Annotated in this window: 12 protein-coding genes; 10 read left to right on the top strand and 2 right to left on the bottom strand. The window is 73.6% G+C overall.

The genetic code is table 11. The features are described 5' to 3' along the window. Positions 1–127: 127 nt before the first annotated feature. Complete coding sequence (gene mfd, locus POF43_RS21530; protein WP_271322414.1) at positions 128–3,661, top strand: transcription-repair coupling factor; 3,534 nt, start codon at positions 128–130, stop codon at positions 3,659–3,661. Between the two features lie 29 nt (positions 3,662–3,690). On the opposite strand, the gene POF43_RS21525 is transcribed toward mfd, so the two are convergent. Continuing rightward, positions 3,691–4,542: a transglycosylase SLT domain-containing protein gene (locus POF43_RS21525; protein ID WP_271322415.1), complete on the bottom strand. Its 852-nt coding sequence runs from the start codon at positions 4,540–4,542 to the stop codon at positions 3,691–3,693. 648 nt (positions 4,543–5,190) lie between these two features. Here POF43_RS21525 and POF43_RS21520 point away from each other — a divergent pair. The 4 genes from POF43_RS21520 (at position 5,191) to POF43_RS21505 (ending at position 8,829) form a co-directional block, all read left to right on the top strand. Further along, on the top strand, positions 5,191–5,850 hold the full coding sequence (locus POF43_RS21520; RefSeq protein ID WP_271322416.1) for a SurA N-terminal domain-containing protein: 660 nt from the start codon (positions 5,191–5,193) through the stop codon (positions 5,848–5,850). A gap of 127 nt (positions 5,851–5,977) precedes the next feature. After that, positions 5,978–6,973, top strand: coding sequence for a nucleoside triphosphate pyrophosphohydrolase (locus POF43_RS21515; RefSeq protein WP_271322417.1), 996 nt, complete (start codon positions 5,978–5,980; stop codon positions 6,971–6,973). A gap of 182 nt (positions 6,974–7,155) precedes the next feature. Further along, positions 7,156–7,692 (top strand): hypothetical protein, encoded by a 537-nt coding sequence (locus tag POF43_RS21510; protein ID WP_271312745.1) that lies wholly within the window; start codon positions 7,156–7,158, stop codon positions 7,690–7,692. Positions 7,693–8,130: 438 nt separating this feature from the next. Continuing rightward, positions 8,131–8,829 (top strand): endonuclease V, encoded by a 699-nt coding sequence (locus tag POF43_RS21505; protein ID WP_271322418.1) that lies wholly within the window; start codon positions 8,131–8,133, stop codon positions 8,827–8,829. A gap of 191 nt (positions 8,830–9,020) precedes the next feature. On the opposite strand, the gene POF43_RS21500 is transcribed toward POF43_RS21505, so the two are convergent. After that, positions 9,021–9,248 carry a hypothetical protein gene (locus tag POF43_RS21500; RefSeq protein WP_271322419.1) on the bottom strand — a complete coding sequence of 76 codons (228 nt, stop codon included), beginning with the start codon at positions 9,246–9,248 and terminating at the stop codon, positions 9,021–9,023. Between the two features lie 203 nt (positions 9,249–9,451). On the opposite strand from POF43_RS21500, the gene POF43_RS21495 reads away from it, so the two are divergent. From POF43_RS21495 to POF43_RS21475, 5 genes are all read left to right on the top strand, one after another. Continuing rightward, a complete protein-coding gene (locus POF43_RS21495; protein ID WP_271312764.1) occupies positions 9,452–10,657 on the top strand; it encodes a cytochrome P450 family protein in 1,206 nt (401 codons plus the stop codon). A gap of 135 nt (positions 10,658–10,792) precedes the next feature. After that, the gene (locus POF43_RS21490; RefSeq protein WP_271322420.1) at positions 10,793–11,974 is read left to right on the top strand and encodes a transglycosylase family protein; all 1,182 of its coding nucleotides are present in this window, start codon (positions 10,793–10,795) and stop codon (positions 11,972–11,974) included. 459 nt (positions 11,975–12,433) lie between these two features. Further along, on the top strand, positions 12,434–13,090 hold the full coding sequence (locus POF43_RS21485) for a transglycosylase family protein (protein ID WP_271312749.1): 657 nt from the start codon (positions 12,434–12,436) through the stop codon (positions 13,088–13,090). 210 nt (positions 13,091–13,300) lie between these two features. Further along, positions 13,301–14,581, top strand: a complete 1,281-nt coding sequence (eno, locus tag POF43_RS21480; protein WP_271322421.1) for a phosphopyruvate hydratase — start codon at positions 13,301–13,303, stop codon at positions 14,579–14,581. A 131-nt stretch (positions 14,582–14,712) separates the two neighbouring features. Then, positions 14,713–15,180, top strand: coding sequence for an FtsB family cell division protein (locus tag POF43_RS21475; protein ID WP_271312750.1), 468 nt, complete (start codon positions 14,713–14,715; stop codon positions 15,178–15,180). Positions 15,181–15,230 lie beyond the last annotated feature (50 nt).

Here is a 15,230-nt window from a genome sequence, read left to right as displayed (position 1 = left end):
CCCCCACCCAAGCCCCCGCCCCGCCGCCGGAGGCCCCCCGCACCCGCCGCGACCACCTCCGTACCCTGCGTGTGCGGGGGGCGGCGCCGCGTCACCGGGGTACCGCCGGAGGCATAGGCTGGCCCGTATGAGCCTCAACGGTCTGCTGGACGTCGTCATCAAGGATTCCGCCCTCGCAGAGGCGGTCAAGGCCGCCGCGGACGGCAACCGGCCGTCGCTGGACCTGGTGGGGCCGCCCGGGGCCCGTCCGTTCGCGCTGGCGGCGCTGGCCGACCGGGCGCACCGGCCGTTGCTGGCGGTGACCGCGACCGGCCGGGAGGCGGAGGACCTGGCCGCCGCGCTGCGGTCGCTGCTGCCGCCGGACACGGTGGTGGAGTACCCGGCGTGGGAGACGCTGCCGCACGAGCGGCTCAGCCCGCGCAGCGACACCGTCGGGCGGCGGCTGTCGGTGCTGCGGCGGCTGGCGCACCCCAGCGCCGACGACCCGGCGGCCGGACCGGTCCGCGTGGTGGTCGCGCCGGTCAGGTCGGTGTTGCAGCCGCAGGTCGCCGGGCTGGGCGACCTGGTGCCGGTGGCGTTGCGCGCCGGGGGCAGCGCGGACCTGGGCGACGTGGTGGAGCGCCTGGCGGCGGCCGCCTACGCACGGGTCGAACTGGTGGAGAAGCGCGGCGAGTTCGCGGTGCGCGGCGGCATCCTGGACGTCTTCCCGCCGACCGAGGAGCACCCGTTGCGGGTGGAGTTCTGGGGCGACGACGTCGAGGAGATCCGGTACTTCAAGGTCGCCGACCAGCGCAGCCTGGAGGTGGCCGAGCACGGGCTGTGGGCGCCGCCGTGCCGGGAGCTGCTGCTGACCGGCGAGGTGCGCGCCAGGGCGGCCCGGCTGGCCGAGGCGCACCCGGAGCTGGGCGATCTGCTGGGCCGGATCGCCGAGGGCATCGCGGTCGAGGGCATGGAGTCGCTGGCGCCGGTGCTGGTCGACGACATGGAACTGCTGATGGACGTGATGCCCGCCGGGTCGATGGTGGTGGCCTGCGATCCGGAGCGGGTACGGACCCGGGCCGCCGACCTGGTGGCGACCAGCCGGGAGTTCCTGGAGGCGTCGTGGGCGGCGACGGCCGGCGGCGGGGAGGCGCCGATCGACCTGGGCGCCGCCAGCCTGTGGCCGCTGGCGCAGGTGCGCGCGCACGCGCAGGACACCGGCATGCCGTGGTGGTCGGTGAGCCAGTTCGCGCAGGACGAGGAACTGGACGCCGACACCCTCCAGTTGGGCATGCGCGCCCCGGAGACGTACCGCGGTGACAGCGCCCGCGCGCTGGCCGACACCAAGGGCTGGCTGTCGCAGGGCTGGCAGGCGGTCTACCTCACCGAGGGCCACGGCCCGGCGTCGCGCACGGTGGAGGTGCTGGGCAACGAGGGCATCGCCGCCCGGCTCGACGCCGACCTGCCGGCCGTCCCGGAGCCGGGGCTGGTGCACGTCAGCTGCGCCAGCCTGGAGCACGGCTTCGTGCACCCGGGGCTGAAGCTGGCGGTGCTCACCGAGACCGACCTGTCCGGCCAGCGGTCGGCCAGCAAGGACATGGGCCGGATGCCGTCGCGGCGCCGCAAGAGCATCGACCCGCTGACGCTGCAACCCGGCGACTACATCGTGCACGAGAGCCACGGTGTCGGCCGCTACGTGGAGATGGTGCAGCGCACCGTGCAGGGCGCGACCCGCGAGTACCTGCTGGTGGAGTACGCGCCGGCCAAGCGCGGCCAGCCCGGTGACCGGCTGTTCGTGCCGACCGACCAGCTGGAGCAGATTACCAAGTACGTCGGCGGCGAGGCGCCCACCTTGCACCGGCTGGGCGGCGCGGACTGGACGAAGACCAAGGCGCGGGCGAAGAAGGCGGTCAAGGAGATCGCCGCGGACCTGATCAAGCTGTACTCGGCGCGGATGGCCGCCCCCGGCCACGCCTTCGGCCCCGACACCCCCTGGCAGCGGGAGCTGGAGGACGCGTTCCCCTACGTGGAGACCGCCGACCAGCTCACCACGATCGCCGAGGTCAAGGACGACATGGAGAAGTCGGTCCCGATGGACCGGCTGATCTGCGGCGACGTCGGCTACGGCAAGACCGAGATCGCGGTGCGGGCGGCGTTCAAGGCCGTGCAGGACGGCAAGCAGGTCGCGGTGCTGGTGCCGACGACGCTGCTGGTCCAGCAGCACTTCGGCACGTTCACCGAGCGCTACGGGCAGTTCCCGGTCACCGTGCGGGCGCTGTCGCGGTTCCAGAGCGACACCGAGGCCAAGGCGGTGCTGGAGGGACTGCGCGACGGCTCGGTGGACCTCGTCATCGGCACCCACCGGCTGTTCGGCTCCGAGACCCGGTTCAAGAACCTGGGCCTGGTCATCGTCGACGAGGAGCAGCGCTTCGGCGTGGAGCACAAGGAGCAGCTGAAGAAGCTGCGGGCCAACGTGGACGTGCTGACGATGTCGGCGACGCCCATCCCGCGCACCCTGGAGATGGCGGTCACCGGCATCCGGGAGATGTCGACGATCACCACCCCGCCGGAGGAGCGGCACCCGGTGCTGACCTTCGTCGGCCCGTACGAGAGCCGGCAGATCGCCGCCGCCGTGCGCCGGGAGCTGCTGCGCGAGGGCCAGGTCTTCTACATCCACAACCGGGTGGAGTCGATCGACCGGGCCGCGGCCCGGCTGCGCGAACTCGTCCCCGAGGCGCGGATCGCCACCGCGCACGGGCAGATGGGCGAACACCAGCTGGAGCAGGTGGTCGTCGACTTCTGGGAGAAGCGGTTCGACGTGCTGGTCTCCACCACGATCGTGGAGTCCGGCATCGACATCGCCAACGCCAACACCCTCATCGTCGAGCGCGGCGACAACTTCGGCCTGAGCCAGCTGCACCAGCTGCGCGGCCGGGTCGGCCGCAGCCGCGAGCGCGGTTACGCCTACTTCCTGTACCCGCCGGAGAAGCCGCTGACCGAGACCGCGCACGAGCGGCTGGCGACCATCGCCCAGCACACCGAGATGGGCGCGGGCATGTACGTGGCGATGAAGGACCTGGAGATCCGCGGCGCCGGAAACCTGCTGGGCGGCGAGCAGTCCGGCCACATCGCCGGCGTCGGCTTCGACCTGTACGTCCGCATGGTCGGCGAGGCGGTGGCCGACTACCGGGCGGCGCTGGAGACCGGCGGCGCGCAGGAGGAGGCGCCGCTGGAGGTCAAGATCGAGCTGCCGGTCGACGCCCACGTCCCGCACGACTACGCGCCGGGCGAGCGGCTGCGCCTCCAGGCGTACCGGGCGATCGCCGCGGTCGACTCCGAGGACGACATCAAGGCGGTCCGCGACGAACTCCTCGACCGCTACGGCAAGCTGCCGGAGCCGGTGGAGAACCTGCTGCTGGTGGCGGGACTGCGGCTGCTGGCCCGGCGGGCCGGGGTCGCCGACATCACCCTTCAGGGCGCCAACGTGCGCTTCGGCCCGGTGGAGTTGCGCGAGTCGCAGGAGTTGCGCCTTCAGCGCCTGCATCCGCGCAGCGTCCTGAAGGCGGCCACCCGGCAGATCCTGGTACCGCGACCGACCACCGGCACCATAGGAGGCAAGCCGGTGGTCGGTCGGGAACTGCTCGTGTGGACCGCGGAGTTCCTGAACTCCGTTGTGCTGTAACGCGTTCGGTCCCGAGGCGTTCGGTTTTTTTAGTACGGGCCGTTCACATTGTCGATCGAACCGTACACGTGGTACGCGTAGTTGCACGCGGCGACAATGTTGGCGACCGGGTCGTAGATGTTCGTCGACGTACCCGCGACGTGATAGGTGTTGAACGTCGGGTCGATCGTCTGGAGCAGACCCTTGGAAGGAGTTCCGGCGGCGGCGTTGCTGTCCCACAGGTTGATCGCGTTGGGATTTCCGCCGGATTCCCGGATGACATTGCGGTAAATGCCGTCGTAGGTGCCGGGTATTCCGTTGGCCTTCATGATCGCCAGCGCCTGGTCGATCCAGCCGTTGAGGTTGTTCGCGTAGGTCGTGGTGGCGGCCGCGGGCTTGGCGGCGGGGGCGGCGGTCGACGCGGCGGGCTTGGCGGCGACCGGCTTGGCGGCGGCGGCCTTCTTCGCCGCGGCGGCCTTGGCGGCGGCGGCCTTCGCGGCAGCGGCCTTCTTCGCGGCGGCGGCCTTGGCGGCGGCCTTCTGCGCCGCGGCCTTCTGCGCGGCCTCGGCCTTGACGTGCGCGGCCCAGCGGGCCTTGGCCTCGGCCTTGGCCTTCGCCTCCGCCGCGGCGCGGTTCTCGGCGGACTGCTGCTTCAGCCACCACTGGTGGTGCGCCTGCCGGTACTGGGCGGCGACGCCGTCGTGCTGCGCGGCGGCGGACTGCCAGGCGGAGGTGGTGAACGACGCCGGCGCGGTGTTGGCGAACGTCGAGTGCGGTGCGTCATGGGCGATCGCGGTTCCCGGGACGACAGTGATCGCGAGAGCTGCGGCTCCGGCAGCGGCAATGCTCGCCACGGCGATCTTGCGGGCCAGGGTGAAGCGAATGCGGGCATGTCTGGGCATGGGTGAGCGGCCTTCCGGTCTGCTGGGTCGCAGTCGTCGCCCGGTGTTGCACCGGTCAGTGATCGCCGTAATGGCGGGGGAAGTGGTGCGACGAAAGGCCCGCGTTTCGATCCGCGGACCCTGCGGCTGGGCAATGTCTAGCCGCCGGAAAATCGCCTGGCAATATGCCTTCCTACTAATGGGCATCGTCGTACGGCATAAGACGGGAGTAAGAGTGGCGCACAGGAAACTCCATGGAATCGCCTCCGATACCCGGCCCGGCGGGTTTGAACCGTCAACTAGCCACGGCCGTATGTGACCTGCGGCATGTGGCCAGCGTCACAGTCCGCGTCCCCTCAAATCCCCTACAGAACCGAGTAATTAGGACATGTCTGATTCGTGGCGACCTGGTGTGATGTGCGGCGTTCGGTGCAGCTCAAGGCCGCCCGGACCGCCCGGTACCGGCCGCGACCGGGCCCGCACTACGAAGCCGCTTCGCAGGCCGGCCCCCGCTCGCGACCGGCCCGCCCGGCGAAGCCGCAGCGCAGGCCGACACCTCACCGGGGTCGATCTCGTTGCGCGCGGTAGTGGATATAGCCCGCCGCAAGTCCTTATCCTCGATCCGCGCAGATCGCCGCATCGCCGCACGATCAACCGCCAGGAGGCCCCATGGTCCGCCGCCGTACCGCCACGCTCTCCTTGACCGCCGCAGCCCTCGTCCTCGCCGCCCCGCTGATCACCTCGTGCGCCGCCGAACACCCCGGCTCCGCCGCGGTCGTGGGCGGCCGGGCGATCACCGTCACCGAACTGCAGAACCGCGTCACCCAGCTGCGCTCCGCCCAGGCCAAGGCAGGCCAGGACGTCGACCTCAGCGGCGCCAAGGGCGGCCTCAGCCGCGCGGTGCTCACCGGCCTGCTGGACTACCAGGTCCTCGACCGGGCCGCCGCCGACCACCACGTCACCGTCACCCGCCGGCAGACCAAGGCGCTGGAGGCGCTCTACCTCCAGCGCTACGGCAGCGCCGCGGCCCTGCGCGCCGCCCTCATGCAGATCCAGGTGGCCCCCGGGCAGCCCACCGACGCCTTCGCCCGGTCCATGATCCAGAAGGCGGGCGTCGCCAAGGCCATCGGCGTCGACCCGACCACCCCGCAGGGCGTCGCCGCGCTCAACACCGAACTCGGCAAGGCCGCCCAGGCCCTCCATGTCGACGTCAACCCGCGCTACGGCACCTGGAGCGCCGCCAGCGGGTCCATCGGCAACGCCACCTCCGGCTGGCTGCGCCCGGCCACCGAAGCCGAACAGCAGCAGCCGGCCGCGGTCACCGGGTGACCCGCCCCGGGACGCGGCCCGCCGCCGCGCCCCGGCCGGTCCCGCCGCACGACGCGCCCGGCCGGCCCGCCGTGCGCCGGTGCCCGCGCCGGCCCCACGCGGGCGGCCCGCGGGGTACGTTCGACGGGTGAACGCCAACCCCGCCGCCGCCGAGCGGCCCGGCCGCCTGATCCTGCTGACCACGAGCCACCGGGTCGCGCCCGGACTGCTGTCCTGGCCGGCCTGGCAGGCGCTGCGCACCGCCGACGCCGTGCTGTGCGCCGACCCCGCGCATCCCCAGCTGCCCTACCTGCGGGAGGCCGGGATCACCGTGGAGGCGGCGGCGCCCGGCGGACGTGCCCTGCTGGAACGCACCGCGGGCGGCCGCACGGTCGTCGTCATCCCGCCCGGCGACGGCGACCCGGCGCTCACCGACGAGCTGGCGGCGCTGGCCGGCTCCGGCCGGGTCGCGATGCCCGACCTCGAACTGCTCCCCGCCTCCTACGACGTGCCCGGCGCCCGGCTGCTGGACCTCGTCACGGTGCTGGACCGGCTGCGCCGCGAGTGCCCGTGGACGCGTGAACGCACCGGGCAGAGCCTGGTGAAGTACCTCATCGAGGAGGCGTACGAGCTGGTCGAGGCGATCGAGCAGGACGACCGTGCCGCGTACCGCGAGGAACTGGGCGACGTCCTGCTCCAGGTGGTCTTCCACGCCCGCATCGCGCAGGACGACCCGGACGAGCCGTTCTCCATCGACGACGTCGCGGCCGGCATCGTCGACAAGCTCATCCGCCGCCATCCGCACGTCTTCGGCGACGAGAGCGCCGAGACCCCGGAGGAGGTCAAGGCGCACTGGCTGCGCACCAAGGCGGCCGAGAAGCAGCGCGAGTCGGCCACCGACGGCGTCCCCCTCGACCAGCCGGCCCTCGCGCTCGCCGCCGCCCTCACCGCCCGCGCCCGCACCGCCGGCCTCGACGTGCCGCTGCCCGCACCCACCGCCACCGACCCCGGTGACCGCCTGCTCGCCCTGGCCGCCGCGGCCGAGGCCGCCGGCACGGACCCCGAGGCCGCTCTGCGCGCCGCCGCCCGCCGCTACCGCGCGGCACTGCGCGCGGCGGAGGACGCGCGGCGCCCGCGGGGGTAGGGAGACGGCTGCCGCGGGGGAGCCGGGTGCGGGGTCGCCGGTGCGGGGCCCGCGCGGGGGAGCCGGTGCGGCAAGGGCGCCGGCGGTGCGAGCCCGGGGGAGCGGCGGAAGTACTGACCTGTACGCGACAGGCACGCTAGGCTGCCGTCGCCGACGCAGCGCCGCGACAAGGGGATTGGGCCATGACTCGACGCGTTCTCGCCCTGGCCGCGACCGGGCTCACGCTGCTGGCGGTGGCCGGCTGCGGCGGTTCCGCGACGGCCCCCGCGGTGCCGAAGGCGCAGACGCTGGCCGGCCGCACCGACCACCTCGACGGCGAACTGCGCGGCGCCCTGCTCGCCCTGAAATGGCCGCACGGCGCCCAGGGGCTCGACGGCGCCGCACCGGTGCCCACCGGCTCGACGGTGGCCAGGTGCACCGCCAAGGGAACCGGCCGCAACGCCGACCAGCTGTCGGTCACAGTCGCCATCACCCAGGCGAAGGAACTGGACGCCAAGGCTCCGGGACTGCTGTCCTACCTGACCGCGCACGGTTGGAAGACCAGCGCGCTGAAGGCCGACGGCAGCGTGAAGACCGCCCAGGCCACCAAGGGCGACGAGAAGCTGTCCGTCACCGACGGCCTCGCCCAGCTGTTCCTGCTCGGCTTCACCCCCTGCGCCCCCGGCACCCCCGTCACCCAGAACGCCACCCCGACCATGCTCAAGCTCGTCGTCGGCTGAACCCGGCCCACGGGGGTCGCCCCCGCAGCGATCACGGGCCTTGCAACGCGGCGGTGAGCCGGCCGGTGCCCGCCGAACCCGAGTCGTGGCCAGGGGTGTTGACCCCGGCGGCGGCGGTCACGGGCCTCGCAACGCGACCGTGAGCCGGCCGGAGCCCGTCCAACCTGAGCCGTGGCCAGGGGTGTTGATTCCGGCGGCGGCGGTCACGGTCCCCGCAACGCGGCCGTGAGCCGGCCGGAGCCCGCCGAACCCGAGGCGTGGCCAAGGGGGTTGACCCCGGCGGCGGCGACCGGCCCTCGCGGCCACGACCGGCCCCGGCGACGGCTCCCACCGCACCCGGGCCGCGCCCACGCCTGCCGCCGCTCCGCGCCCACGCCTGCCGGCGCCCCCGCGACGTGGCCGTGCGCCGGGTGCCGCCGCCCCTGCGATCCTGGCCCGATGCGCATCCAACTCCCGCACGCCTGGCCCGCGGACGCCGCCGAGGCGGTCGCGATCCAGGACCGCCTGCGCCCGCTGGCCGACCACACCGGACCCGGACCGGCCGCGCCGGCCCTGCTCGCCGGCCTCGACGTGGCCTACGCGGGCGACGGCGGCACCGACGACCTGCTGGCCGCCGCGGTCGTGGTGCTCGACGCCCGGACCCTGGAGGTCGTCGAGCAGGCCACCGCCGTCGGCCGGGCCACCTTCCCCTACGTCCCCGGGCTCTTCGCGTTCCGTGAACTCCCGGTGCTCATCGAGGCGTTGAAGAGCCTGGAGCACACCCCGGACGTCATGCTCTGCGACGGGCAGGGGTTCGCGCACCCGCGGCGCTTCGGGCTCGCCTGCCACCTCGGCGTCCTCACCGGCCTGCCGACCGCCGGGGTCGCCAAGACCCCGTTCACCGGCGGCTACGACCCGGCCGCGCTCGGCACGCGGCGCGGCGCGAGCGCCGACCTGACCGACGGCGGCGAGCGGGTCGGCCGGGCGCTGCGCACCCAGGACGGCGTCAAACCGGTCTATGTCTCCACCGGCCACGCCATCGACCTCGACACCGCCTGCCGCCTCACCCTCGCCGCCGCGCCCGCCTACCGGCTGCCGCAGACCACCCGGCTCGCCGACCGGCTCAGCCGCGACGCGCTGAAGGCGGCGACCGGCTGACCCCTCGTCGGCGCGTCACCGCACGCGGACCGGCCCACCCCCGTGGCGCCGGGGTCGCACGCGGAACGGCCCACCCGCGCCGGACCGGCGGCGCACGCGGAACGGCCCGCCCCCCGTGGGACCGGGGGACGGGCCGTCGCGCTGAGCGAGCGGGCCGGGACCGCTGGGCGCGGTCCGGCCGACGGTGCGGCTTAGAAGAAGCCGCCGCGCTCCTCGATGATCTCCTCGCGCTCGATGATCTCCTCGCGGCCACCGAAGAAGCCGCCGCGCTCCACGACGGTCTCGCGCTCGATGATCTCCTCGCGACCGCCGAAGAAGCCGCCGCGCTCCTCGACGATCGTCTCGCGCTCGATGATCTCATCACCGCCGAAGAAGCCGCCCCGCTCGACGATCTCCTCGCGCTCGATGTACTCGCGCAACGTCACTCCTCATCACTTGTCGCCCCCGCCGGCCGTCGGCGGCCGCGGAATGATCCGGCCCCAACCCCCCACCTGCGAAAGGCGGTTGACGGGACCGGGCCCGATCATAGGGGGAGACGCGCACCGGGCCGCCGACGGTTGCGGCCCGCACGCGCACACCGGGCGGATACCGTCGGGGCGTGCACGAGTCCTCACCGCCGCAGATGTTCACCTGGGAGTTCGCCGCCGACCCCTACCCGGCCTACGCCTGGCTGCGCGAGCACGCGCCGGTGCGCCGCACCACGCTGCCCAGCGGCGTGGACGCCTGGCTGGTGACCCGGTACGCCGACGCCCGGCAGGCGCTGGCCGACCCCCGGCTGAGCAAGAACCCCGCCCACCACGGCGAGGGCGCCCACGCCCGCGGCAAGGTCGGCATCCCCGGCGAGCGCAACGCCGAGCTGATGACGCATCTGCTCAACATCGACCCGCCCGACCACACCCGGCTGCGCCGCCTGGTCTCCGCCGCGTTCACCCCGCGCCGGATCGCCGCCTTCGAACCCCGGGTCACCGAACTGGCCGACCGGCTCGTCGACGCCTTCGCCGGGGCCGAACGGGCCGACCTCATCCACGAGTTCGCCTTCCCGCTGCCCATCTACGCCATCTGCGACCTGCTGGGCGTGCCCGGCGCCGACCAGGACGACTTCCGCGACTGGGCCGGCGCGATGATCCGGCACAGCGGCGGACCGCGCGGCGGGGTGGCGCGGGCGGTGAAGAAGATGCGCGGCTACCTGCTGGAGCTGATCCACCGCAAGCGCGCCGACCTCGGCGACGACCTCATCTCCGGCCTGATCCGCGCCTCCGACCACGGCGAGCAGCTGACGGAGAACGAGGCGGCCGCCATGGCGTTCATCCTGCTGTTCGCCGGCTTCGAGACCACCATCAACCTGGTGGGCAACGGGCTGTACGCGCTGCTGCGCGACCCGGTCCGGATGGCCGTCATGCGCGGCGCGGTCGAGCGCGGCGACCGGGAGGCGCTCGGCGTCGCGGTGGAGGAACTGCTGCGCTGGGACGGGCCGGTGGAGCTGGCGACCTGGCGGTTCGCGCGCGAGGAGCTGGACATCGGCGGGCAGCGGATCGGCACCGGTGAGCCGGTCCTGGTGGTGCTGGCCGCCGCGGACCGCGATCCGCGCCGGTTCGCCGACCCCGACACCCTCGACCTGGCCCGGCGCGACAACCCGCACCTGGGTTTCGGCCACGGCATCCACTACTGCGTCGGCGCCCCGCTGGCCCGCATGGAGGGCCGGATCGCCTTCGAGCGACTGCTGACCCGTTTTCCGGACCTGCGGCTCGACGCCGATCCGGCCGACCTGCGGTGGCGCGGCGGGCTGATCATGCGCGGCCTGCGGGAACTTCCGGTGGCGTTGCGCTGACCGCCGCCGCACGGCCCGGTTCTGACGCTGCGTCAGGTGTGTGACCTTTACGTGATGTGCGCTACATCCGTCTGTGACTTCGGCCCGCGCCCGGCTACGCTCTGCCGCCAACCAGCCGTCTACGAGAGGCAACGCATGCGCACGTCGGGGAACGGCGCCCACCGCCGCCCGCGCCAGGCACCGAGGTTCGTGGTGACCGTCGGCGCGACGGGGGCCGGGATCGCCCTGCCGCTGCTGACGTCGGCCGGCGCGGCCCACGCGGCCACCACCTCCACCTGGGACCGGGTCGCCGCCTGCGAGACCGGCGGTACCTGGAGCGCCGCCTCCGACGGGTTCGCCGGCGGCCTGGCGCTGACCCGGTCGGTCTGGCAGGCCAACGGCGGCGCCGCGTACGCCGCGAGCCCCGACCTCGCCAGCCGCCAGGAGCAGATCGCGGTGGCGCAGAGGATCCTAGACGCCGAAGGGCCCGGCTACTGGGGCGAGTGCGCGATCACCGCCGGCCTCGCCCGGGGCGGCGCCGCGCCCGACGTCGACCCTGGTTCCGGCCCGGCCACCCCCGACCCCGGCACCGGACTGCTCGGCGGCCTCCTCGGCGGCCCGCCGCCCACGTCCGCGCCGGCCGCTTCGGGGCCCGCCTCCGCCGCGCCGGCCCACACCGCGTCCGGCGCCGCCCCGTCGAAGCGACCGGTGACCGGATCGGCGACCGGATCGGGGAGAGCGGCCACCGGTTCGAGCGCGACGGCCACCGACCCGGGGACGTCGACCACGGCGCCGGCCACCGCACCGGCCACCGCGCCGACCGACCCGTCAACCACCGCACCGGCCACCGCGCCGGGGACGAGCACCGCGGGCTCCGCCGGGGCTTCGGGGTCCGCCGGAGTCGCGGGGACCTCGGGCGTCCTGGGCGGCGTCCTGGGCGGCGGCGTGAGCCCTTCCGGTGCCTCGACCGTCCCGGGGTCGCCGAACTCCTCGGCGACTTCGGGTGATTCGTGCTCTTCGGGTGATTCGTCCGTTCCGGGGGTGGCGGATTCCGGCGGCACGCCGTCCGGGCGGCACGCGAAGCCGGGTGCGGCTACCGACGGTGAGCAGGGCGGCGCCGGCGGCGCGGGCCGCGGTGCGCACGCCCGGCCGGGGATGGCGGAGGCGGGGGAGGTCGCGCTGAGCGCGTACACCGTTCAACCCGGTGACAATCTCTATGAAATCGCCACGAAGCACTCGCTGCCCGGGGGTTGGCCCGCGCTGTTCGACGCCAACCACGCCACCGTCGGCCACGACCCCGGGCTGATTCGCCCGGGGCAGCACCTCACCCTCGGTTGACCGCGCCGATGCTGTGACATACCTCTCTCGGCATGTTCCATGACAAAGGTCCAGTTCGATCTCTTTATCCCGCTCCGACCTGCGCGTCTGTCAACTTCCGGGGGTGCGCGGCGGGGTGGGGCGCCCGGGTCGCCCCGGAAAGCCGCAGCTTGTCGGGCTCCCGGGGCGTGTGCTTATGGTCGTCACCGCTCGCCACCGCGAGCCCCGCCGGCCAGGAACGCCGAGTCCTGCCGCCGGCCGGCGGGATGAACCGACGCGAAAGCGCCGCAGGCAGGAGCGGGGGAACCACGAGTTCTCCGCCGGGCCCACCCGGTGCACCGGGTCCTCACGAGGACCCCGCACCGCGGCACACGGGACCGGCTCGGGGTGAAGCCGTAGGGCGCGAAGGCGCGAACGGCCGGGCAGCTCACGCCCGAACCCGACAGCTGACCTCGTAGGCGTCGGTGAGGACACACATCCATGCCCAAGCACGGTCGTACTTCCACGCGTTCTTCCCGCACCGCCCGCATCGCCACGCTGACCGCCGTCGCCGGTGCCGCCATCGCGGTCCCGCTGCTCGGCGCCACCAACGCCTCCGCCGCCACCGTCTCCCAGTGGGACGCCGTCGCCCAGTGCGAGTCCGGCGGCAACTGGCAGATCAACACCGGCAACGGCTACTACGGCGGCCTGCAGTTCTCCCAGTCCAGCTGGGACGCGGCCGGCGGCACCCAGTACGCCTCCCGCGCCGACCTGGCCACCAAGGACCAGCAGATAGCCGTCGCGCAGAAGCTGCTCGCCCTCCAGGGCCCCGGCGCCTGGTCGTGCGCCTCGGCCGGCGACCTGACCTCCGGCGGCCCGGCCCCCGACGTCGACACCGGCTCCTCCGCCAGCGCCTCCACCGGTTCCGGTACCGCCGCGAGCAGCACGACCCAGCAGGCCCCGGCCGTGCACCACACCGCCGCGGCCGCCGCCCCGCGCGGCACCGGCTCCTACGTCGTCCAGCACGGCGACACCCTGGCGAAGATCGCCACCGCCCACCACGTGGCCGGCGGCTGGCACAAGCTGTTCGACCTCAACAAGAGCGTCGTCCAGCAGGCCGACCTGATCTTCCCCGGCCAGCACCTGCACCTGAGCTGACCCCTGCCGGGCCGGCCTCCGAGAGGGGCCGGCCCGGGACCGCCTCCCGGCCGGACACGTCTTCCTTCCCCCGAGCGTGTCCGGCCGGGGCCATTGTGCGGCTTTGCGCCATGAGTCCTGACACCATCGCCCGTGCGGGCGCCCGCGCCGGTTAGGCTCATCCCGCGAAGACCCGAAGTTCAGAATCCAGTGTTCCTGAAGGAGATGCTCGTGCCGTCGATCGACGTCGTCGTAGCCCGGGAAATCCTCGACTCGCGAGGCAACCCCACCGTCGAGGTCGAGGTCGGCCTCGACGACGGCAGCACCGGCCGTGCCGCGGTCCCCTCGGGTGCCTCCACCGGAGCCTTCGAGGCTCTCGAACTGCGGGACGGCGACAAGTCCCGTTACGGCGGCAAGGGAGTGGAGAAGGCCGTCCTCGCCGTCATCGAGCAGATCGGCCCGGAGCTGGTCGGCTACGACGCCACCGAGCAGCGGCTGATCGACCAGGCGATGCTGGACCTGGACGCCACCCCGGACAAGTCCTCGCTCGGCGCCAACGCCATCCTCGGCGTCTCGCTCGCCGTCGCGCACGCCGCCTCCGAGGCCTCCGACCTCCCGCTGTTCCGCTACATCGGCGGCCCCAACGCGCACGTGCTGCCGGTGCCGATGATGAACATCCTCAACGGCGGCAGCCACGCCGACTCCAACGTCGACATCCAGGAGTTCATGATCGCGCCGGTCGGCGCCGAGTCGTTCTCCGAGGCGCTGCGCTGGGGTGCGGAGGTCTACCACACCCTCAAGGGCGTGCTGAAGGAGCGCGGGCTGTCCACCGGCCTGGGCGACGAGGGCGGCTTCGCGCCGAACCTCGACTCCAACCGCGAGGCGCTCGACCTGATCGTCGAGGCCATCAAGAAGGCCGGCTTCCAGCCCGGCACCGACATCGCGCTCGCCCTGGACGTCGCCGCCTCGGAGTTCTACCAGGACGGCAGCTACGCGTTCGAGGGCAAGTCCCGCTCGGCGGTGGAGATGAGCGCCTACTACGGCGAACTGGTCGACGCCTACCCGCTGGTGTCCATCGAGGACCCGCTGTACGAAGAGGACTGGGACGGCTGGAAGACCATCACCGCCGAACTCGGCGCGAAGGTCCAGATCGTCGGCGACGACCTGTTCGTCACCAACCCCGAGCGGCTCCAGCGCGGCATCGACAACGACACCGCCAACGCGCTGCTGGTGAAGGTCAACCAGATCGGCTCGCTGTCGGAGACCCTCGACGCGGTCGAGCTGGCCCAGCGCAGCGGCTACAAGTGCATGATGTCGCACCGCTCCGGCGAGACCGAGGACGTCACCATCGCCGACCTGGCCGTCGCCACCAACTGCGGCCAGATCAAGACCGGTGCCCCGGCCCGCTCGGACCGCGTCGCGAAGTACAACCAGCTGCTGCGCATCGAGGAGATCCTCGACGACGCCGCGGTCTACGCCGGCCGCAGCGCCTTCCCGCGCTTCAAGGCCTGACCCGCGCGGGGGCATCCGCCTGAAGCCCCCCGTTCGGCACCGCTGATACCGCCGTCCCCGCACCCGGTCCCGTACCGTGTGCGGGGACGCGGGCGTGTTACGGGAGCAGGCCCGGACGGAGGGAGACTGACGTGGCGCCCGACCGGTTCCCCACCGCGGTCCGGCTCAGGGCCCTGGGCCAGCAGGCGCAGGCCCGGGTGTACCGCACGGCCGGCCGCACCACCCGCCGGGGCCGGCTGACCGGCCGCGCCGCCGTGCTGGCCCTCACCGTCTGCGCGCTGGTCGTGGCGCTGGCGTACCCCACCCGGCAGTACATCGCGCAGCGTTCGCAGATCGCCCAGCAGCGCGGCCAGGCCCAGCAGGCCCGGCAGAAGGTCGAGCAGCTGCGCGAGGAGAAGGCCCGCTGGGCCGACCCGCTCTACGTCCGGGCCCGCGCCCGCGAGCAGTTGCACTACGTCATGCCCGGCGAGACCGGTTACGTCATGACCGGCACCTCGGCCGACGGCTCCGGCAGCGCCGACGCGGCCGGCTCTGCGGCGAACCGGCCCTGGTACGACAACCTGTGGGACGGCGTGAACGCCGCCGACGCCCGGCACTGAACCGCGCCGCCGGCGGTCCGCGGCGCGGCCGGGGGCAGCACCGGGCGGTC

The organism is Streptantibioticus silvisoli (genome assembly GCF_027947535.2).
GTDB lineage: Bacteria > Actinomycetota > Actinomycetes > Streptomycetales > Streptomycetaceae > Streptantibioticus_C > Streptantibioticus_C silvisoli.
The sequence above is the reverse complement of the archived record's forward strand: the minus strand, read 5'-3'. Positions and strand labels throughout refer to the sequence as shown.

What these genes read in the sequence shown, in the direction of transcription:
- POF43_RS21495 (WP_271312764.1), top strand. Translation starts at nt 9,452, where the DNA reads ATGTTCACCTGGGAGTTCGCCGCCGACCCCTACCCGGCCTACGCCTGG.
- POF43_RS21510 (WP_271312745.1), top strand. Translation starts at nt 7,156, where the DNA reads ATGACTCGACGCGTTCTCGCCCTGGCCGCGACCGGGCTCACGCTGCTG.
- POF43_RS21490 (WP_271322420.1), top strand. Translation starts at nt 10,793, where the DNA reads ATGCGCACGTCGGGGAACGGCGCCCACCGCCGCCCGCGCCAGGCACCG.
- POF43_RS21520 (WP_271322416.1), top strand. Translation starts at nt 5,191, where the DNA reads ATGGTCCGCCGCCGTACCGCCACGCTCTCCTTGACCGCCGCAGCCCTC.
- POF43_RS21505 (WP_271322418.1), top strand. Translation starts at nt 8,131, where the DNA reads ATGCGCATCCAACTCCCGCACGCCTGGCCCGCGGACGCCGCCGAGGCG.
- POF43_RS21525 (WP_271322415.1), bottom strand. Translation starts at nt 4,542, where the DNA reads ATGCCCAGACATGCCCGCATTCGCTTCACCCTGGCCCGCAAGATCGCC.
- mfd (WP_271322414.1), top strand. Translation starts at nt 128, where the DNA reads ATGAGCCTCAACGGTCTGCTGGACGTCGTCATCAAGGATTCCGCCCTC.
- POF43_RS21485 (WP_271312749.1), top strand. Translation starts at nt 12,434, where the DNA reads ATGCCCAAGCACGGTCGTACTTCCACGCGTTCTTCCCGCACCGCCCGC.